Source organism: Novosphingobium indicum (genome assembly GCF_014645195.1).
Lineage (GTDB): Bacteria > Pseudomonadota > Alphaproteobacteria > Sphingomonadales > Sphingomonadaceae > Novosphingobium > Novosphingobium indicum.
Window position 1 is genome coordinate 1 of record NZ_BMLK01000030.1, and the last position, 20,099, is coordinate 20,099.

The window sequence follows — 20,099 nt, forward strand, 5'->3', positions numbered from 1 at the left end:
CCTGAACCGCCAGCATAGGGAATTTTAAGCGCCCACATCTGCGGAAACTTCGGTGCCCATTGACAGCTGATCGCGCTGACCGCCGAAGGTATGCTTTTTCCGCGCCCGTCGGACGGCAAGATGATGGTCTCCTTCGATTGGGTTCCGATCCGTTATCGCAACGTCATTAGCGTCCTCAAGAACCCGTTCTACGCCGGTGCCTATGCCTATGGCAAAACCGAGAAGCGCACCCAGATCGTCGATGGCCGAGTGGGCAAGAGCTATGGGCATCGCAAGTCGCCTTGGATAATGATTCGACTCTCGTCGCGCGTGAGCTGCGGAAGGGCACACCGATCCTCTACGGTGACGCTGCCAGTCGGTAGCTGTTGCGTCGTCTCGGTATCGCTTCGGCCCAAACTCTCGTCGTGACGATGGCCAGCCCGCCCGTGGTGGAGTCGGTGGTCACGGCTGCGCGTGCCGAACAGCCCGATCTGGTCATAGTTGCACGCGCCCGCGATGCCAAGCACGCGGCCCGGCTCTATGATCTGGACGTCACCGACGCCGTGCCTGAGGCGATCGAGGCAAGCCTCCAACTGTCAGAAGCCCTCCTGGTCAATATCGGCATTCCTATGGGGCGAGCTATTGCTTCCATCCACGAAAAAAGGGACGAATTTCGAAAAGCTCTTCAGGGACCTGACAAGCATGGCCGCACGCGCCGAGCGATCCGCACCTCCTCTATGCAAACCGGACGCGAGGTTCGTCCCGATCACAGTGAAGGGTGACAGCAGCGTTCGGAGCAATGAGCGCCTGCGAAGTGTCGCCCGCGTCTACGAGCCCAACCACGTTGTCCTGGCAATTTTTGGACCTGCTGTCCACAACCTGCCAGCTGCCCGGCCGCGACAACCCGTCACGACCGCTTTACTGCAGGTGAGCAATTCGGCATGTGGCGCCGCGCCCCCTCGTGGCGGCTCTGCGCCCCGCCCACTTGTGCCGGGCCGCACCTCGCCTATGGCTCCGCTCTTAATCTGGAGAACGGGCAACAGCTGCGATCCACGCGTCGATTTCCGCCTCAACCCACACCGCACATTTGGAACCGAGCGAGCGGGATTTGGGAAAGCGCCCTTCGCTCATCCGCTGATAGATGGCCGAACGACGCAGGCCGACGCGGTCGATGACTTCGGGCAGCCGCAAGAGCCGAGCTGGCGGGGGGCTTAGTAGCGAAGCCTGGTCAGCGTTTGCGCCGTCCTCGGTAGGCTGGGGCTGTGCATTCATGATCGTTCCTGTTGGGTCAATTTCTCGGTCCCCTCCGAGGTGAATTGGATCAGCGCGGCAGCGACATCGAAATGTCGCGGTTGGCAAAATCATCGATGTGCTTGGCAAGCATGCGGGCGACGAGCTGCGAAGTGCCGTTCGCCCACCGGGGTCGCAAATCTTCGACGCGTCGCCCAAGCGTCCGTTCGAGCTGGCCTGGCAAGGCCGTAAAGAAGTCCTCAAGGAACTCCCCCATTTCGCTGCGCATCCATTCGCAGGCGAGATCCTCCTGACCAGCCAAGGCGAGGATCATGCTGGCGCGGGGAAACGCTCCGCACACGTCCAATACCCGCGCGGCTTCATCAAGGCCGATCGGCCGATCGCCGCGCATCACACGAAGAAGGGTCTCGCGGTGGACCCCGACTTCTCGAGCGATCTGGTGCTTGGGCTTGTCAGACGACTCGATTGCATGGGCAAGAATGTGCGCGAGGCTGGCGTTGGCTTCGCCTCGGAATGGCGCGGGCTGGTGCATGGACAAAAACTCCAACGATGAGAACTGATTCGTAGCCATATCGCGCGTGATCCATGTAGGAAAATGAAAAGAACATTTACGGAACATCTCGTTTCTAGGCGAATCAGTCCCTAGGTCCGAGTCGCTGACAATCACCGCCGCTCTTGCCGGGATTCGTCGACGCCGATTACGAGACAAACCGCTGTTTACGTGCATTATCTCCGACGCCGGTCAATTGATGCGTCCATATCCGTCCGCCACTTCAGCCCCAGGAGCAATCCGACTTTCCTACATCGATTTCCTAGATGCATGTGGAACACACAGCGAACGAAAGAGCGCTGGGTTCACCCCTCCAGATGGAGCTCCATATGCAGTCTTTCACCCTCTCCCGGCGTTCCGGCGCCATCAATCAGAACCCCTCGAAGTTCGGGCGGGCGATGACCTTCGCGGTACCGCTTGCGGTCGCAGCACTGGCCGCCAGCGCCGCCTACGCTGGCGCCGACACGACCTTCACCCCTGCCCTCACGAAATTCACGGATTTCCTCGAAGGCTCGGGCGGCAAGATCATCACCGTCCTCAGCCTTGCAGGCGGCCTCATCGGTCTCGCCTCGGGCCGGTTTTCGCTCGGACAGGTCGCTGTTCCCGTCGGTGTCGGCATCGGCGTCGGCACGGGTGTTCCGATCGTCACCTCGGTCGTGACCGCGGTCATCTGACGCATCGGACGGGAAGGCGCGTCGCCATGGCAGACCCATATATCATCCCGCGTCGGCTCGACGATCCGGAGCTCATCGGCTTCTGGACCATCGACGAGTTCGCCGGGATGCTCATCCCCTTCACCTGGGGGATCCTCAGCCAGCATATCTTTATCGGCATCATCGTTGCCTTCGGCGCCTGGTTCGCGCTGCGAAAGGCAAAAGCAGGACGCGCCAGCTCCTGGGTAGCCCATGCCGCTTATTGGTATCTGCCGGCCGGATTGCTGGGCCTGAAATCGACGCCGCCTTCCCACTGCCGCCTGCTTGCCGGTTGAGGGGAGATATCCATGTTTGCCGACATTTCACACGAGCGTCAGCAGTCGCTGCTGCGCCAGCGCAACCTCTTCGCGCTCACCAGCGCCGGGCTTGGCATTGTGCTCGTCGTCGCCGTCAGCCTTGCTGCCACCCGCGACCGCGAAGTCGTGCTCCTGCCGACGCTCCCCAAGCAGCTCATCGTCAGCAGCGCGGGGGTCGAGGCCGACTATCTCGAACTCGTGACCCGCGATGCCGCGCTCGTTCTCCTCAATCGCAGCCCCGAGGGCCTCGACTACTGGATGGACGAAATCCTGAAGCTTGCTGATCCGGCAAGCTACGGTCGCCTCAAGGCCGATCTCGTCCGGATCGTCGAGGAACAGCGTGGCTCGGATGTCACCCAGGCCTTCGTCATCCGGTCGATGACCGTCGACCCCAAGGGGCTGACTTCCGATGTGACGGGCACGCTCAAGACCTTTGTCGGCGCCCAGGTCATCGCGAGCGACGAACGCCGTTTCCGCTTCAACTGGACCTACCGGGGCCTGCGTCTCGCGCTGTCAGGCTTCAGCCAGTTGCCCCCCAAAGACCCAACGAAGGAGGCCCAGTAATGGCTTACCGACGCAAGACGCGCGCGTGGAGCCTGGCTCTTTGCGCCAGTACCGTCCTCGCATTTTCAGGAAGCGGCGCTCAGGCCGCCGACCAGTTCAAACAGGCTGCAGACGGAGCGAGCATCGAATGTGCCGTGTCGGCCCGCGAGTTGACGCGCTTCGCGCTCGTCGACGACCAGTTTGCCAGCGTTGCGAAGATTTCGACCGGCACGCCCTACAACGATTTTGCGGTCACCAACGAACCGCTGCGCGGCGACATCTATGTGTCGGTGCCCGAGACCTTTGCGGCCCGGTCGATCAGCTTCTTCGCCACGACCAAGAAGGGCTTCGTCTACAAGGTTTCCTGCCAGGTCGAGCCTGTCCCGGCAGTCCAGGTTTTCATCACCAACCCGGCGATCGCGACCAACAAGGCGGCAGGCTGGGAAAGAGAAACGCCGCTGGAGACGAGCGCTGTGCGGCTCATCCAGGCCATGGCCAATGACCGGACGGTCGATGGCTTCGAAGTCCGGCAATCCTCAGCCCTTCCGGCAAGGGTCGGCGACCTCGAGGTCCAGCTCATCGCCGATTACCGCGGCAGCGCGCTCGCCGGAAGGGTCATCCGCCTGGCGAACCGTGGCCGCAAGCCGCTGACGCTTGCCGAAGCGGATCTCGCGTCCTCCCAGACACTCGCAATCTCGATCGCCCAGCCCACTCTCCAATCGGGAGAAAGCACGGTCGCCTTCATCGTCGGTTCGAACGGAGGGTTGGGCCATGACTGATGCTCCCTCGATCTCAACCCCAGTGCAGGCCGATCCGGCATCGCCGTCGCCAGTAACCAGCCTCAACGCGAAGACCGCACGGCGGCAGAAGCTTCTGCTTGGCTCCTTGGGCGCACTCGCGCTTGTCGGCGGCAGCTGGTTCATCCTGGGCGGCGACGACAACGCGAAGAGCGATGATCCCACCGCCGCGCAGACCATCGACACGGCAGGACTCATCAATCGCGACCTTTCGCAGCGTGAATTCGTCGCGACCTACGGCAACCGTCTCGATGCCGTGACCCGCGAGCAGAAGGCCATGAAGGATGCGAGCCTCCCGCGCGAGGAAATCGAATCCCAGCTGGCCGCACTCAAGGCGGAAAACCAGGCGATGCGCGTCGACGGCCAGGCCGCAATCGATGCGATCTCCGCTGAGAACGCGGATCTCAAGTCACGCCTTGCCAGCCAAGCCGCCCCGGCAGCCGCAAGCCTGCCGCCACCGGCCTATGGCCCGCAGGCGGGTGGCTACGATGCGCGCGGTCGACCGGTTCAGCCTGCCCCTGCGGGTTCTGCGCTGGGCGCAAGCGAAACCGGCCTGCCCGGTTCCGGTGAAGTCAAACTCATGAGCTTCACTTCCGACAAGGCAGGAGCCAGCGGACTGCGGGCAGCCCGACCGGAAGCGCCGCCGGTGGTGGTAGAGGACTCGCCGGATTATCTGCCACCCAATTCCTATGCTCCTGCCAAGGTCATCGTCGGCGTCGATGCGTCGGCGGGCGTCGCGAGCCAGACCGATCCGCTTCCCGTGGTGCTGCGCATTACCGGTCCGGCGCGATCGGTCATGCAGAACGGCAAGGTTCTGACCACGCGGCTTCAGGGCTGCATCGTCAATGGCGCGGCGCGCGGCGATCTCTCGTCCGAAAAGGTTTACGTGAAGCTGGCGCGGATGACCTGCGACCAGCCCGGTGGGCGCGTCGCGGTGAGCGAGGTCAAAGGCTTCATCAGCTTTGCTGGAAAATCGGGCGTGCGTGGCCGTGTCGTCAGCCGCGAGGGCAGCCTTGTCAGCCAGGCTCTACTTGCCGGGATTGTCGGCGGGTTCGGGCGCGGCTTTTCGGCGAACGCCAACAGCGTCTTCTCCGGCGTCACGACCAATGCCGATGGCACCCGCTCGAAGCTCTCTGCCGGCGACATCCTCGGCGGTGGGCTCGGCCAGGGCGCTGCCGATGCCGCCGATACAGTCAGCAAATATCTGATCGAGCGCGCCGAACAATACCAACCCGTCGTCGAGATGCCGACCGGCATCGATGTCGAGATCGTCTTCCTCGACGGCGTCTACGTGAGGAACTCCCAATGACCCCCGCCACAAATGATCCAACCCCCACCAAGCCGCGGCGCTGGCTGCGACCGGTGGCGACCGTTGCTGCCGTCGTCGCCCTGTCCGCCGCAACGGGTTGGGGCGTGGCCAGCCTCGCTTCCCCGGCTCAGGCTCCCGACACAGCAAAGGTGCGCGCCGCGCTCAAGCTGCGCCTCCCGAAGACGCCGATCGACGCCATCACCTGCGATGGCCTTGGCGGCCTGTGCGAAGTCGCCTCGAAATCGACGCTGTTCTACGTCGATCGCGCGGCCAAATATCTGGTGATCGGGCGCATCTACGACATGGAGGCGCGGCAAGACCTGACGGCAGCCCGTCTCCTCGCACTCAACCCAGACTTGCTGGCTGCTGGTGCTGCACGGCGGAGCAATGCCAACGAAGAAAGCCAGCCCGCCCCGCGCGCCACCCCGCAGAAGGTATCGCTCGCCGGCCTGCCCGCGAACGGCGCGATCACCTGGGGACCAGCCAACGGCCCCAAGGTAGTCGTCTTCTCCGACTTTCACTGCGGCTATTGCAAGAAGCTCGAAGCCGAACTGAAAGCGATCGGCGCGCGGGTCGAGGAGCGACCCATTTCGATCTTCGGGGCCGACAGCCGCCGCGATGCCGAACGGGTGCTGTGTTCGCCGCGCCCCGAGGTGTCGCTGCACATGGCCTATTCGGGTCTCGCCCTCGCCAATCCGAAGCCCTGCGACACGAGCGGGCTCGATGCCAACGAAGCCTTTGCAAAGGCCCATGGCTTCAACGGGACGCCGGTCATCGTGCGCCCGTCCGACGGCGCGATTCTCGAAGGCTATCGCCCCGCTTCCGTGCTCCGCGAATTCCTCACGCCCGCCAAAGTGGCCACGCCCGCTCCGGCCAAGAAAGGATAATCGTCATGCGATTTCCCCACCGTATTCTCGCATCTGCCTGCTTAGCTCTGCTCACAAGCGCGTGCGCGACTTTCGGCACCAACATCGAAGGCAATTTCACCTGTCGTGCCCCCAAGGGTGACTGCGCACCCAGCGAGGTGATCGATGCGCGCGCGACCAGGGATTTGTCTGCGACCAGACCGGTCCAGGACGGCCTGCGTCCGCCTGTTTCCGTTGCTTCCGGCGATCAGGGCCGCACCTCCGAGCGTACGCTCAGGATCGTCTTTCCGGCCCATATCGATGAGACCGGGACTCTGCACGACGATGCGGTCGCCTGGGCGGTGATCGAAAATCCGCGCTGGGCCGCAGAACTGCGCCGCAAGGCAGGCGAGGACACCGCCCCGCCGCTGATGCGGCAGCTCAGGCGCCAGCTGAAGGCCGCACAGGCCAAGAGCGATCTCCTGAAGGAAACCGCCACACTTCCCGCGGCCGAACAGCCCGAAGCCGAGCCGTTCGATCTCGGACAGCCCTTTCAACCTTCGTCCTCACTCGAGGACACCCCCTCTGCCTCGCCGCTGGTCCTCCCCTCCACGGCGCGCGAGGCCGTTGCCGGAGCGAAAGCCCCGGCGGTCGAGGGGTTCGACATGGCGCAGCCCCCGCATGATCGAGCCCCTCGGCCCTCTGCCGACAAGGCCCCGCTGATCTTCCCGACCATCGAGGCAATCGAGGCCGCCAAGAGCGCCGCCAAGGCACAGAAGGAGCCCAAGTGATGGCCGAGAAGCTGAAGACGATTGTCGACCGGCTCCTCACCGGACTTCTGGGCGATGCCGAACATGCCGAGCAGGGCCGCCCTGCCCTGATGCTCGATCTGCTGTCGGACTGGCTCCCTTACCGGGTCTATGACCCGGCGAGCCGGCTCTATTTCAACGCGCGATCGAAGGGCTTTGTCCTTGCTGTCACACCCCTGATCGGTGCCGATGAGCGTACCGGCGAGATCCTTGGGTCGTTTTTCTCCGAGGGCCTGCCACCCGGTGCGTGCCTCCAGGTGCTGCATCTTGCCTCCCCGCGCATCAGCCGGATCGTCGCTCCCTGGTTTGCGCCGCGCTACGTCCAGGGCGGCGTCTACGAGGCGATTGCCCGCCACCGCGCCCGGCGGCTCTACGGCCTCGTCTGGGAGTCGGGTTCGCAGGATGCACCGTTCCATGCGCGGCATCATCAGGTGATCGTTTCGGTCGGCGTGCCCGCTGCCAAAGCGGTGAGCAACGAGGATCTCAAGCAGACGCGCGACGGCCTCATCGCGATGCTGAAGTCGCTCAACCTTGGCGTTGCCGAAGTCGAGCCGCAGCAGCTGATTGCGATCATCGACGACCTGACCTCGCCGACGACCGCGCCGCAGGACGACGCTGTGCCCTATAATCCGAACGACGCGATCGCGGCGCAGGCGATCCGGCACGATGTCGAACTCGTCATCCTGGAAGACCGGATGCGGCTCGTCACCGAGCGGTTTCGGGCAACGGGCAAGGTTGACGATGGGGTTCCTGAAATCGGCACGGTCTACCCCGACGCCTTCGATGTGCGGCATTTTTCCTCGCGCAACATGCCTCAGCGCTGGGCGCCGTGGGAGTGCGCGCGGCTCATCGGCGACATGTTCACCGACAAGCTGCGCTTCCCCTGCCCGGCCGCGACGATGCTGTGCCTCGTCTATCCTGACCAGGAGGCCGCTTCGGCCAAGGCCGGCTTCAAGTTCATGCGTACGACGAGCCTTGCCGGAACGCGCAGCGCACGGTTCCTGCCGCGGATCGGCGAGCAGGCCGCCGAATGGCAGCACGTCCAGTCCGAGCTGCAGGAGGGTCGCCGCCTCGTGCGTGTCTTCTATGGCCTGACGACCTATTCGCCGCTCGGCCGCGGTGACCGGGACGAACGCGCGATCAAGTCGATCTACAAGGCGGCAGGCTGGGACCTTGCCGACGAGCGCTACTTGCAAATCCAAGGTCTTCTGGCAGCCATGCCGATGACGCTGGCCGACGGGCTTGGCGCCGACATGGAGCGCCTCAAGCGCTTCAAGACCGTGCTCTCGACGACAGCGGCCAATATCGCTCCTATGCAGGGCGAGTATCTCGGCAGCGTCCATCCGCACCTGCTGTTCGTGGGCCGGCGCGGCCAGCCCTTCTTCTGGTCGCCGTTCGAGAACGATGCTGGCAACCACAATGTCGCGATCTGCGGCAAGTCGGGATCGGGCAAGTCAGTGCTGCTCCAGGAAATGTGCGCGGCGCTGCGCGGCGCTGGCGCGCAGGTCGTGGTCATCGACGACGGGCGCAGCTTCGAGCATTCGGTGAAGCTGCAAGGCGGCCGGTTCGTCGAGTTCACGATGAAGGCGGGCTTCTGCCTCAATCCGTTCTCGATGATCGATGGCGAGCGCGCGGCCGAAGACGAGGATTACCGGCTCGACTGCTTCGGCATGGTCAAGGCCATTGTCGGCCAGATGGCGCGGCACAGCGCAAAGCTCAACGACACCGAGCGCGGCCTGATCGACCGGGCCGTCAACCTGGTCTGGAGCGAACGGGGCGTCGATGCCTCGATCACCGGCGTCGGCGAAGCACTGACAGGGCTCGGCAATGAAGCCGCGTGCGATCTCGCTACCGCGCTCGCGCCATACATGGCCGGCGGCACCTATGGCGCTTTCTTCGAAGGCCAGGCGAGCCTCGATCTCGACACCGACTTTACCGTCTTCGAGATGTCGGACCTCGCCGCCCGCGAGGAATTGCGCAGCGTCGTACTCTCGGCGATCATGTTCATGACCAGCCAGGCCATGACCCGCAGCCCGCGCTCGGTGAGAAAGCTGCTGCTGATCGACGAGGCGTGGTCGATGCTCAAGGGCGGCTCGATGGGCGAGTTCGTCGAAACCTACGCCCGCACCTGCCGCAAATATGGCGGGGCGCTGGCGACCGCGACGCAGTCACTCAACGACTATTACAAGTCGGACGGCGCGACCGCTGCGCTCGAAAACAGCGACTGGATGTTGATCCTCCAGCAGAAGCCCGAGACGATCGCCGATTTCAAGGCGTCGAAGCGCCTCGACATGGACGACCGCACCGAGACCCTGATCCGCAGCCTGAAGCGTTCGGGCAGCGACTATTCGGAAGTCTTCATCAAGGGCCCGGAGACCGAAGCCATCGGACGGCTCGTGCTCGACGACTATTCGGCGACGCTGTTCTCCAGCTCGCCCCAGACCTTTGCCGCGATCGATGCCGAAATCGCGCGCGGCCACCAGCTTGCCGACGCGATCGAACGGATCGCCTTTGCCAATCGAACCTGACTTCTCCCTCCATCCAAGGACACCCAAAACCGATGCCACTCCATCTTGTCACGCCGATCGACCGGGCCCAGGATGCCCCTGCCGACAGCGACAGCCTCGAACTGCCGACCAAGGGCTGGCGCTCCCATGCCGCCGACCTTTGCTATATCGTGCTTCGCGGCAGCATCTTCCTCGCCTCGAGCTACCTCATGGCCCTTGGACTCCCGCTGCTCTTCTTCCTTCTGATTTCTGGCGGCGATGCCGGGGTCTTCTTCACCCATCTCGCCAATATTTCGGGCCGCTTCTTGGGCGCCGAGCAAGGTCGCCAGATCGGCTTCCTCGACGAGTTCAAGTTCGTCCTCATCGGTGTCGCGACGATCGTCGTGGTCTGGCGCCTGCCGCGCTTCATCAACGATCTCGAGCGCGAGCTTTCGGGAGAAAAGCTGTGAAGAACATATTGGCAACACAGTCCCTGCGCGGCCGCATGGGTGCGGTGAACTGGACCGCCGTCGCGCTCGGTTTGAGCATGGTTGGCTCGGCGCTCTGGGGCGTCTGGGCGACCGACAAGCTTCTCGCGCTCGACAAGCGCGAAGTGGTGACCGTGCAGCTGAGCCGCATCATGGGCGACTTCATTGAAGCCGAGGCGCGCGCAGGCCGACCGCCAGAAGAAACCAAGATGCGCGTCGAGGCCTACCTTCAGGCGATCGAAGCCTCGGTCGAACATCTGGGCCGCGAGGGCCGCACGGTGCTTGTCGCCGAAGCGGTGGTGGCCGGCAGCACGCCTGATCTCACTGAAGCCGTGCGCGCCGATGTCGCGCGCCGCGTGGGGGCCATTCCAGATGCGCGCCGCTGATCTTGTCCTCCACTCGCCAACCGGGCGGCGACTCGCGCTGTGGGCAGGGCTTGGCGCGGCAGCGCTCGCGCTCACATCGCTCGCCGCCTTCTCAAAGGACCATGCGCTGATGATCAACGCCAGTCCGAGCCTGCCTTACTGGGCGATCTGGCTCGATCGCGGCGCGCTGCCGCAGCGCGGCGAGATCATCCTGTTCGATCCGCCCGCCTCGCCGCTGCTCGAAAGGCACTTCGGCAAGAAGCCCAAGCCGTTCGGCAAGAAGGTGAGCGGCATGCCAGGCGATATCGTGACCGAAAAGGAGCGCAGCTTTTTCGTCAATGGCCGCAAGGTGGCTGTAGCCAAGCCCACAAGCCGCTTCGGCGAGCCGCTGGCGCTCGGTCCGACTGGCGTGGTGCCTCAAGGCTGCTATTTCGTCACCACCGCGCACAAGGACGGTTTCGACAGCCGCTATGCGGCAATCGGGTGGATCTGCGCCAGGCGCATTCTCGGGGTCGGGAGGCCGATCCTGTGACACCGCTGCGCGCCGCCCCATTCCTCGTAGCCGGTCTTCTGATGGCCGCGCCGGCAAGCGCCCGCGACTACGGCCAGCAAGGCACGGTCTGGTCCGTGATCGAGCCTGACCTGCTCGAGCAAATCCATGCCCGTCTGACCCATCTCGAGAAGACCGGCGAGACGGCCAAACTCAACGAGGAGCTGAAGCGGCGCACGATAGCGAGGGTCAACCGCCCCGAGCCTGTCGCAGGCATCAACGCCGCAGCGGCAGCGCGCAGCTGGCGTTTCGATCCGACGATCAGCGTCGAGCGTGACATTGCCGATGACAAGGGACGGGTGATCGTTGCGGCCGGAACCCGGGTCAACCCGCTCGACACCGTACCGCTGCGTGTGCCGCTGGTGTTCCTCGACGGAGACGACCCCGAGCAGCTTGCCTGGGCAACCCGGCGCTATGCCAGCGCCAAGGCCAAACTCATTCTCGTACGCGGTGCGCCGCTTGAACTGATGAAGGCCCGCCAGCGCCGCTTCTATTTCGACCAGGGCGGCAGCCTCGTGAAGCATTTCGGCATCCGCGCCGTGCCCGCAACCGTCGAACAGCAGGGCCGCGTGCTCATCATCACCGAGCAGCCGGTTCGATCCAAGGAGCGCGCATCGTCATGAGCAGAAAAAATCGTCTTCTCACTTGGATATGCTGCGCGCTCCTCTTCTGCAGTCTGAGCCTTGCTGCCGCATCGCCAGCGCAGGCATCTGCCGGTCCGGGCCGCTGCACAGGCAAGTTCGTCAATCCGATCACCGACATCTGCTGGTCGTGCCTGTTTCCTATCTCGATCGGCGGTCTGAAGATCTGGCCCTCGAGCCGACCCGATACGAGCAACCCAGCGCTTCCCGTTTGCCTCTGCGGTTTGCGGCCGGGCATCGCCATGGGCTTTTGGGAGCCGGTGCGCCTTGCCGACGTCAGCATGAAGCCCTGGTGCTTCGTCAATCTCGGCGGAATGAAGCTCGATCCCGGCTTCGACATCGGGTTCAAGTCGATGGCGGGTCCTTCGGCCGTGGGCGGCGCGACGCAATACAATTCGCAGTGGCATGTCCACTGGTATGCCTATCCGCTGATCTACTGGATGGAGATCGTTGCCGATTTCCTGTGCTTGGAACAGGGCTCGGTCGACATCCTCTATATCACCGAGATCGATCCGCTCTGGCAGGACAGCGAGCTCACCGCGATCATAAATCCCGAAGCGGTGCTCTTCGCCAATCCCTTGGCGCTTGCGGCCTGCGCGGCCGACTGCGTGGCGGCGACGGCCAAGCTGCCGACCGATGAACTGTTCTGGTGTGCCGGATGCCAGGGCAGCATGTATCCCTTGAACGGCAATGTCTCGGCGACGATCGGGCACGTCCAGGCATCGCGGCTCGCCCTCGCCCGCTTCTCCTACAAACTCCACCGCGAACTTGTCGCCTGGGGCACGATGGGCAGCAAGGGGCTTTGCGGCAAGTATCTGATGCCGGTGATGAGGAAGCAGCAATACCGCTTCCAGGCCACCAATCCCAATCCGCAGACCAAGGGTCGCTACGCCTGCGCGCCTATTGGCGCCTCCACCACCTTCATGTCGGCAGGTCAGGTCTATCCCGCCATCGGCGAGGACATGGGCTATCTGGTCTGGCGCAAACGGAACTGCTGCGCGCTATGAAGATATTCCCTCATCTCCTTGTAATCGCGTCGATCACTGGCGCAGCCGCTATGGCGGGAGCCGCAGCACAGACGAGCGAGCCGGAACTCGATCTCGAAGCGATACGCGCCCGCGCCAAGGTCGAGGCGAGCGAAGCCGATGCGCTTGCCGCCAGTGCCCGCGCGCGCGCCGAAGCGGTCCTTAGCCAAGCCAATGACAGCGCCGCCGAAGCCCAGGCGCATGGCAAGCGCTACACCGAGCAGGCGGCAAGTTCCGCGCGGCCAGGAAGCGACGACGTCTTCGACTTCGACAAGATGGTGGCCGACGCGGGCACGATAGCCAGCGATGGTCTGGGTGAAGCACCCCGCTTCATCGCTTTTGCTTCGCTCTCGATGCCGCCGGCTGCCTTGCAGGCCATGGCGGACGATGTCGCCAAGGCTGGCGGCGTCGTTGTGCTGCGCGGCCTGCCGGGTGGCAGCGCCAAGACCCTTACGGCTGCGCTTGCGAAAATCGCCGATGACGGCGGCAAGCTCGACGCGGTCGGCATCGATCCGCGCCTGTTTCGCGCCTTCGGGATCGAGGCGGTCCCGACCTATGTGGTGACCAGCAGCGATTTCGATCTCTGCGATGGCTTCGATTGCCGGACGCTGGTTCCGCCCCACGACCGGATGAGTGGCAATGTCAGCGTGTCCTATGCGCTCGAAACCTTCGCGCAGGGCGGCGGTCCGGGCGCCCTGCTCGCATCCCAGCATCTTGCCCGCCTGCAACGGAGTGACCCATGAAGCGGCTTCTCCTCCCCCTTCTCTGCCTCGCCTGCGCCTGTCTGCCGACAAGCGTCTCGGCACAAACCACAACCGATGCCGCCAAAGCGGACGGCAAGGCGTTCGGGCGAGACCAGGCGGCCGCTGCGCAGAGCGCGGCTACGACTGACCCGGACGCAAACCGCGTTCCCAATTTCGGGGGTGTGCCCAGCCAGTCGGGCTATTTCGACGATCCTGACCGAATGGCGCGTGAAGCCGCGAGCCAGGCAACGGCGAACACCGGCTACCGGACCATGCGCGATTCCATGGATCGCCGTGCGCAGTTCGCGCCCCAGGACCTCGACGCGGTCGTCGCGCGCAGCAATGTCATCAACGACGATCCGCTCTCCTACACCAGCGGTATGAGCATCAGCGGCAGCCAGGGGCGCTGCGTCCCCCTGCCTCCGGGAAGTGGCACCGCAGCGCGCTACATGGCGACCTGCAACGTCGGCTATACCGCGACCCAGGAGACCAGAACCTGCCCGATGACGCTGAATGCCACGATTGAGCAGCGGCAGGTCTATGGCTACTACTGCGTCGGCGGGAGCGGCGTCGATCCGGCGTCGATCTACAATTGCAATCACTACCCGGCACCCAAGTGCACGGTCACCCAGTCCTATCCGATCAATCTGTGCGATCCCTATCTTGGCATCTATTGGGGCTGCAATTCGGGCGACCTGCGGGTCGATCTGGTCAGCTGTACGGAGCCGGTCGATGGCGCGACGCCTTACAGCGTGACCGGCGAGAACGTCGTCACGACGAGCCGCGATGAAAGTCAATGCGCTGGCCTCGCCGCGGACAGTTCCTGCCAGCAGGACACCGAGACCTGCACCGACAGCGATCCGGTCACCCGGATCGTAGACGGCATCGCGGTCACCCAGCCTTGCTGGGCATGGGCTCGCAGCTACACCTGCGCGCAGTTTACCGAGGCGCAGGATTGCCAGACTCTCGAGAACACGTCGGGCTGCTCGCTCGTTCGCGAGGACTGCCTGTCAGGCGAGCCCTGCCGGACCTGGGAGCGGGTCTATGATTGCCCGGTTCCCGACCAGCCCGCGAATACCAGCCAGTTCATCTGCGATGGCGACGTCTATTGCATCGATGGCTCGTGCGAAACGATCGAGCGCGAAGCCAATGACGAGTTCAAGGACGCGGTCGTCGCCCTTAACGCGATGGACCAGGCGCGGCGCGAGTTCGATCCTGACACGCTTACCCTGTTCAAGGGCACGCGCAACACCTGCTCGTCCAAGGTCTTCGGCGTGCTCAATTGCTGCAAGGGCAAAGGCTTCCCGCTCATTCCGGGTATCCAGCTGCTTGTCGCGCTCGGTTGCAGCCGCGAGGAAATGCTGCTTCACCAGCGCGATGCGCAAGGCCTGTGCGCCTATGTCGGGACCTATTGCTCGGACAGCTTCCTGGGCGTCTGCCTCACCAAGAAGAAGGTCTATTGCTGCTTTGAATCCAAGCTTTCGCGGATCCTGCAGGAACAGGGCCGCCAGCAGCTGAACAAGCCTTGGGGAAAGCCCAAGACCGAGCAGTGCCTTGGCTTTACCATCGACGAGTTTTCGCGGCTCGATCTCTCGAAGATGGATTTCAGCGAAGTCTACGCCGAGTTCACCGATGCTGCCCGCCTGCCCGACGAGCTTCAGGCCGCCACCGAAATCCAACAAAAAATCGAGGACTACTATGCCCGCGCCAGCCAATAAGGCCGCCTGGCGGCTGCTTGCCGCCTGCCTCACCCTTACCCTTGTGCCGAGTGCCTTCAGCACTTCGGCGCAGGCTCAGGAACCGCCCCTCGTCACAACCAGCGACCGGCAGGACAGCTTCTACTGCGAGGAGCGAAAGCTTGGATACTGGTTCTACTGCTCGAAGCCCAGGCCGCCCGAAATGGAAGTCGAAGCACCGGCGGTCACGCCAAGCGCAACCAGCCAGCTCGACGCCATCACGGCAAATCTGCGCGAACTGAAAGCCAAGGCCATCCTCGAGCCGACACCGGCCAATGTGACGGCCTATATCCGGTTCCAGCGCGCCCAGCTCGATCGGGCATCGTTGTTCAGCGATGTCTGGCAGCGGGCAATCTGGCAGGATCCTGATCTCGACTACACGCTCCAGCGTCCGGTCTCGACGCTCGGCAAGCGTCAATGGCAGGACACGCGCAGCGCTGAGCGCAATGCGGTCATGGCGCAGCTCTCGGAGCGCTACGGACTGTTCTATTTCTTCGCGCAAAGCTGCGGCGCCTGCGAAGTCATGTCCCCGATCGTCCAGAGCGTCGCTTCGACCTGGCACATCACCGTGCGCGCAATCTCGACCGATGGCGGGCCCTCGCGCCATTTCCCGAACTACACGGTCGAGACCAACCAGCGCAGCCGGATGGGGCTCGAGCCCAAGGTCACGCCGGCGGTCGTGCTCTGGGACGCCGCCAAGGGCCAGCCCATCCCGATCGGCTACGGCGTGATGAGCGCCGACGAGCTTCAGGACCGCATTTACCTCCTCACATCGAAGGAAGCCGGACGTGACTACTAGGATGAAACGTGCCGTCGCCGCGATCCTCGCGGCCACCCTGCCCCTCACCAGTGCATCGGCCGATGTCGGCAGTTCGATGGACTCGTTCCTCAACGATGTCGGCGGCGCTGCGAATATCAATGGGCCGACCGCATTCGAAGGCCAGTCGGCCGGATACTACAGCCTCGGCAATGTCTGGACGCGCTTTCCTCAGAAGACGACCAACATCGCCAACCTGCAACTGCCGCGCGCCCGTGCGGGGTGCGGCGGTATCGACATTTTTGCCGGGTCCTTCAGCTTCATCAACGCGAGCGAGATCGTCGCGATGTTGAAGGCGGTGGCCAACAATGCGGTCGGCTTCGCTTTCAGCCTGGCGATCGACACGGTCTGCCCGGAATGCTCGAAGATCATGCAGGAGTTCAGCCAGAAGGCTCAGCTCATGAACAACCTCAACATCAACTCCTGCGAGATGGCGCAGGGGCTGGTGGGCGGCATCTGGCCCAAGGGCGATCTGGCCGACAAGGCGATCTGCGAGGCGATCGGCAATTCGGAAGGCATCTTCACCGACTATGCCGCTGCCAAGCATGGCTGCGGCACAAAGGGCCAGCGCTCGAGCACGACGGCTCAAGGCGCAGGCAAGTATGACGACGTCAATCCCGCTGTCGCGAGAAACTACACCTGGACGATCCTCAAGAAGTCCGCATTCTTCTCGCCAAATGGCACCTTCGACGAGGAACTTGCCGAATATGCGATGACGCTGCTCGGCACGATTATCTACGTGCCCCCAACGGACGATGAACCGGGCAAGTTCGTCCCGATCGTCGGGGAAGCGTCATCGACACTGGTCACCTCGCTGCTTGACGGAACGAGCAATGGCAATGTCCTGATTTTCGACTGCGACGAGCCGGACAAGTGCCTCGATCCCGGCTTCAAGTCGCTCAGCCTTCCGGCATCCAAGGCGCTGCGCCCGCGCGTTGCTGCGCTGATTGGCGGGATGATCCAGGCGATCCATGACGACACCGCGATCACCGACGCGCAGAAGGAGCTGCTCCAGGTTGCTTCGATCCCGCTCTACAAGATCCTGACTGTGCAGGCGGCATATGGCCGCGGCATGCCGACCGACGATCGCGAGACGCTCGCTGAGATCGCCAGCGTTGACCTGCTGTTCGCCGTCCTCGACCGCATCGTCAGCGAAGCGGGCCGCTCGATGTCGAGTTTCATCGGGGCGGACGAAGCCAAGATCGCCATGTGGCAGGGCCAGGTGAATGTCGTCCGGCAGGCACTCGCGGACCGGCAGGCGAACACGCACCTAAAGGTCAACGCCATCATGCAAATCATCGAGAAGACCGCGTTCATCGAGAACGTGCTCGCCGCCTCGATGTCGCCGGGCATGGCCGCCTCGCTCGACTGGTCGCGCGGCGTCCAGTCGCGCGCCCTTACCCACTGATCCCTATCAAGCGCGCCGAAAGCGGCGGGAGTCCAGCATCATGGTCGAGATTTTCACGGTTGGCGGCGGCGATTACCTGGTCAATGTCTTTCAGGCGGTCGCCGCCTGGACGGGGAACGGCGGTTACAAGAGCCTGCTCCAGGTCGTCCTCGTCATGGGACTTGGCCTGTCTGCCATTACGCTGGCGTTCAATCAGGACTGGCGGGCCTGGATCAACTGGTTCCTTGGCGCGACGCTGATCTACTCGTGCCTGATGGTGCCGCGGCTCGACGTCCATGTGACCGACCGGCTCAACCCCAGTCTTGCTCCGGCCAATGTCAGCAATGTGCCGCTGGGGCTTGCGCTGATGGCGAGCTTCACGAGCCAGGTCGGCGACTACCTGACTGGCTCGGCCGAGGTGGTGTTCGGGCTGCCGGGCGACCTCAACTACTCGAAGAATGGCATGATCTATGGCGCACGGCTCTACGATGCCACGCGGTCCTTGCGCATTTCCGACCCGGAATTTGCCGCCAATCTCGACGAGCATTTCCGGCAATGCGTGTTCTACGACGTGCTGCTTGGCCGATATTCGATGAAGGAGCTCGCCGAGACCAGCGACATCTGGACGACCATTGCGCCCGGCAGTCAGGCGCGGGCCCAGCGCTTCCTCACCCGCGACAACGGGACCGGTCAGGTGACTTCCAATATCATCACCTGCCGCGAAGCCTATGATGCGCTGAACGCGCAGTGGGCCGGTTTGATCGACGGCATGGGGACGGTCTTCGGACGCCAGCTCTATCCCAACCAGACCGCCGCCCTCGCCAAGGCCAAGCTCTTTGCGGATCTGCCCGTGGCCTACCAGTACCTCACCGGTGTCTCGGCCAATGCGACCGAGATCTTCAAGCAAACGCTGACGATCAACGCGATGAGCCAGGCCATGCATTCGATGGCGGCAACGAGCGGCGCGGGCAATGTCGATGTCTACGCCCAGACGCGCGCCGATATTCAGACCGAGCGAACCTATGGCTCGATCGCCAGCAACGCGATGAAGTGGGTGCCGCTCCTCAATGTCGTGCTGACCGTGCTCTTCTACGCCCTGTTTCCGGTCCTCTTCCCGCTGTTCCTGTTGCCTAAGACCGGTCCGCTGGCACTAAAAGGCTATGTGACAGGTTTCTTCTACCTGGCGGCATGGGGACCGCTGTTCGTGATCCTGCACATGATGCTGATGTACAAAGGCGCCGCGGACATGAGCGCGGTTGCTGGAAGCAGCGGGCTCAGCTTGGCAAGCTTTACCGGTATGGCCGATGTGAACAGCGATATCGGGCTGCTGGCAGGTTATCTGATCGCCTCGGTCCCGTTTCTGGCCGGCGGTGTTGCCAAAGGGGCCATGGCGATTTCGCATCATGCGACCAGCTACCTCAATCCAAGCCAGAATGCTGCCGAGGAAGCGGCGCGCGAGGCGAGCACGGGCAACGTCTCGCTGGGCAATACCAGCTTCGAGAATTCGAGCGTCCTGACCCGCCAGTTCGCACAAGGGACGATCGCGCCAAGCTTCACCTATGGCGCGGCGCAGACCCGGACATTCAGCGACACAGGATCGATGACGACAAGTTTTCCCGAAGCGAGCTACGACCAGCTGCCCAACTCGAGCTATCCCTTCACGCCCAGCCTCGGACAGGAGTTCACCTCGCGCCTGTCGACAATGGCATCGCAAGCCCGCTCGAACAGCGAGAGCTATGCGAACATTGCGACGGAATCGACCACCAGCGCGGTCACGAAGTTCCGGGAGCTGCGCAGCCAATTCAGCCGCGGATCGGCTTTCGAGAGCGCGACCGGCACATCCAACTCCGACAGCATCCAGACTGCCTTCAACGAGGTCGACCAAGCATCCACAAACCTTCAGCGTCAGTTCGGACTTTCACGAAGGGCTGCTGACGACATTTCGACCGCTTGGTTCCTTGGCGGCGAAGCCGGCGCCAGCGCTGGTGTCACTAACGGCGTGGCATCTGCAAATGTCGGATTGAAAGGGGGCGGTACCCGCACCTGGACGGACAGCGATATTGGCATCGCATCTGAGGATCGCTCACGCATTTTCGGCAACCTCGCGCAGATGTCGGACAGCCGGAACTGGTCTAGCACACGAGATGGGTTTGTTCGCAGCGTCAGCACGTCGTCGAGTTCCTCGATTTCGTCGACCGCGAGTGGCATGAACGCTTCGCTGACCGAGGCCCAGAGTTACAGTCGCGAAGCACGGCGGGCTGAGGAACTGGCGAACCGCCTCGAAAGCCAGGCATCATTCTTCGAGGGAAACAGTGCCGCTGGCAGCCTCAACCTGTCGCAAGCCTACCGCGAATGGGGATTGGTCGAGATCGAGCGCAATCGCGACTTCTACGGCAATGTCCGCTTCGACGACCTGACCTTCCAGCTCAGCCCGGAAGGCCAGGCACTGCAGGCGAAGTTCATTGAAAGCTACGCAGAAAAGCTGCGCGACAGGATCGAGGACAGACGCGCCCTTTCGCCAGGACAGCCAATCTCACGCCCTTCGGTCACAGGACCGGGATCTGTCCGCGATCGTGCCCAAATCGGCCGAGGGGGCGCAGGAAACGTGCCGCAGGTGGACCCAGGCACTATTCACGACGAAGTGCTGCGCGCTCAGGATGCCGGTCGCCAACGGATCAGCGGATCCAGAGGCGGCCTCGATGCGGTTACCAAGGGCGCACAGGGTGCGAGCGCGGAGTCGGCTGATGAGGTAAAGGAATGGTGACGGAT

Annotated in this window: 22 protein-coding genes; 20 read left to right on the forward strand and 2 right to left on the reverse strand. The window is 63.5% G+C overall.

Annotated elements, in window-relative coordinates; translation table 11 throughout:
* Window positions 1-123: 123 nt before the first annotated feature.
* Both IEX64_RS20960 and IEX64_RS20965 read left to right on the forward strand, forming a co-directional pair.
* Window positions 124-408 (forward strand): recombinase family protein, encoded by a 285-nt coding sequence (locus IEX64_RS20960; RefSeq protein ID WP_229710623.1) that lies wholly within the window; start codon window positions 124-126, stop codon window positions 406-408.
* Window positions 366-761, forward strand: a complete 396-nt coding sequence (locus tag IEX64_RS20965) for an NAD-binding protein (RefSeq protein WP_229710617.1) — start codon at window positions 366-368, stop codon at window positions 759-761. Before IEX64_RS20960 ends, IEX64_RS20965 begins: the two co-directional genes overlap by 43 nt.
* Before the next feature lie 238 nt (window positions 762-999).
* Here the strand turns inward: IEX64_RS20965 and IEX64_RS20970 are convergent, their stop codons facing one another.
* Window positions 1,000-1,251, reverse strand: a complete 252-nt coding sequence (locus tag IEX64_RS20970; protein ID WP_188822938.1) for an AlpA family transcriptional regulator — start codon at window positions 1,249-1,251, stop codon at window positions 1,000-1,002.
* Between the two features lie 49 nt (window positions 1,252-1,300).
* Entirely contained in the window at window positions 1,301-1,801 is a 501-nt protein-coding gene (locus IEX64_RS20975; RefSeq protein WP_229710618.1) for a transcriptional regulator, read from the reverse strand.
* Window positions 1,802-2,109: 308 nt separating this feature from the next.
* On the opposite strand from IEX64_RS20975, the gene IEX64_RS20980 reads away from it, so the two are divergent.
* From IEX64_RS20980 to IEX64_RS21065, 18 genes are read left to right on the forward strand one after another with little or no spacing between them, the layout of a single operon-like run.
* Window positions 2,110-2,454: a TrbC/VirB2 family protein gene (locus IEX64_RS20980; protein ID WP_188822940.1), complete on the forward strand. Its 345-nt coding sequence runs from the start codon at window positions 2,110-2,112 to the stop codon at window positions 2,452-2,454.
* 26 nt (window positions 2,455-2,480) lie between these two features.
* Window positions 2,481-2,768, forward strand: coding sequence for a type IV conjugative transfer system protein TraL (traL, locus tag IEX64_RS20985; RefSeq protein WP_007013892.1), 288 nt, complete (start codon window positions 2,481-2,483; stop codon window positions 2,766-2,768).
* Between the two features lie 12 nt (window positions 2,769-2,780).
* Window positions 2,781-3,353, forward strand: a complete 573-nt coding sequence (locus IEX64_RS20990) for a type IV conjugative transfer system protein TraE (RefSeq protein ID WP_188822943.1) — start codon at window positions 2,781-2,783, stop codon at window positions 3,351-3,353.
* A complete protein-coding gene (locus IEX64_RS20995) occupies window positions 3,353-4,111 on the forward strand; it encodes a type-F conjugative transfer system secretin TraK (RefSeq protein WP_188822945.1) in 759 nt (252 codons plus the stop codon). The genes IEX64_RS20990 and IEX64_RS20995 overlap by 1 nt, the downstream gene beginning before the upstream one ends.
* Window positions 4,104-5,438, forward strand: coding sequence for a TraB/TrbI/VirB10 family type IV secretion system protein (locus IEX64_RS21000; RefSeq protein WP_188822947.1), 1,335 nt, complete (start codon window positions 4,104-4,106; stop codon window positions 5,436-5,438). Before IEX64_RS20995 ends, IEX64_RS21000 begins: the two co-directional genes overlap by 8 nt.
* Entirely contained in the window at window positions 5,435-6,325 is an 891-nt protein-coding gene (locus tag IEX64_RS21005) for a DsbC family protein (RefSeq protein WP_188822949.1), read from the forward strand. Before IEX64_RS21000 ends, IEX64_RS21005 begins: the two co-directional genes overlap by 4 nt.
* A 5-nt stretch (window positions 6,326-6,330) precedes the next feature.
* Entirely contained in the window at window positions 6,331-7,074 is a 744-nt protein-coding gene (locus IEX64_RS21010; protein ID WP_188822951.1) for a conjugal transfer protein TraV, read from the forward strand.
* On the forward strand, window positions 7,074-9,620 hold the full coding sequence (traC, locus tag IEX64_RS21015; RefSeq protein ID WP_188822953.1) for a type IV secretion system protein TraC: 2,547 nt from the start codon (window positions 7,074-7,076) through the stop codon (window positions 9,618-9,620). Before IEX64_RS21010 ends, traC begins: the two co-directional genes overlap by 1 nt.
* Before the next feature lie 32 nt (window positions 9,621-9,652).
* Window positions 9,653-10,048, forward strand: a complete 396-nt coding sequence (locus IEX64_RS21020) for a hypothetical protein (RefSeq protein ID WP_188822955.1) — start codon at window positions 9,653-9,655, stop codon at window positions 10,046-10,048.
* Window positions 10,045-10,452, forward strand: a complete 408-nt coding sequence (locus tag IEX64_RS21025) for a type-F conjugative transfer system protein TrbI (protein ID WP_188822957.1) — start codon at window positions 10,045-10,047, stop codon at window positions 10,450-10,452. The genes IEX64_RS21020 and IEX64_RS21025 overlap by 4 nt, the downstream gene beginning before the upstream one ends.
* Window positions 10,439-10,963 carry a S26 family signal peptidase gene (locus tag IEX64_RS21030; RefSeq protein WP_188822958.1) on the forward strand — a complete coding sequence of 175 codons (525 nt, stop codon included), beginning with the start codon at window positions 10,439-10,441 and terminating at the stop codon, window positions 10,961-10,963. The genes IEX64_RS21025 and IEX64_RS21030 overlap by 14 nt, the downstream gene beginning before the upstream one ends.
* A complete protein-coding gene (gene traW / locus IEX64_RS21035) occupies window positions 10,960-11,604 on the forward strand; it encodes a type-F conjugative transfer system protein TraW (protein WP_188822960.1) in 645 nt (214 codons plus the stop codon). Before IEX64_RS21030 ends, traW begins: the two co-directional genes overlap by 4 nt.
* Entirely contained in the window at window positions 11,601-12,629 is a 1,029-nt protein-coding gene (gene traU, locus IEX64_RS21040) for a conjugal transfer pilus assembly protein TraU (protein WP_188822962.1), read from the forward strand. Before traW ends, traU begins: the two co-directional genes overlap by 4 nt.
* A 50-nt stretch (window positions 12,630-12,679) precedes the next feature.
* On the forward strand, window positions 12,680-13,390 hold the full coding sequence (trbC, locus tag IEX64_RS21045) for a type-F conjugative transfer system pilin assembly protein TrbC (RefSeq protein WP_229710619.1): 711 nt from the start codon (window positions 12,680-12,682) through the stop codon (window positions 13,388-13,390).
* Window positions 13,387-15,108, forward strand: coding sequence for a conjugal transfer protein TraN (locus IEX64_RS21050; protein WP_188822966.1), 1,722 nt, complete (start codon window positions 13,387-13,389; stop codon window positions 15,106-15,108). The genes trbC and IEX64_RS21050 overlap by 4 nt, the downstream gene beginning before the upstream one ends.
* Window positions 15,089-15,925, forward strand: a complete 837-nt coding sequence (locus IEX64_RS21055) for a conjugal transfer protein TraF (protein WP_188822968.1) — start codon at window positions 15,089-15,091, stop codon at window positions 15,923-15,925. Before IEX64_RS21050 ends, IEX64_RS21055 begins: the two co-directional genes overlap by 20 nt.
* Window position 15,926: 1 nt before the next feature.
* A complete protein-coding gene (locus tag IEX64_RS21060; RefSeq protein WP_188822969.1) occupies window positions 15,927-17,351 on the forward strand; it encodes a conjugal transfer protein TraH in 1,425 nt (474 codons plus the stop codon).
* 40 nt (window positions 17,352-17,391) lie between these two features.
* The gene (locus IEX64_RS21065) at window positions 17,392-20,094 is read left to right on the forward strand and encodes a conjugal transfer protein TraG N-terminal domain-containing protein (protein WP_188822970.1); all 2,703 of its coding nucleotides are present in this window, start codon (window positions 17,392-17,394) and stop codon (window positions 20,092-20,094) included.
* The last annotated feature ends 5 nt before the right edge of the window (window positions 20,095-20,099 follow it).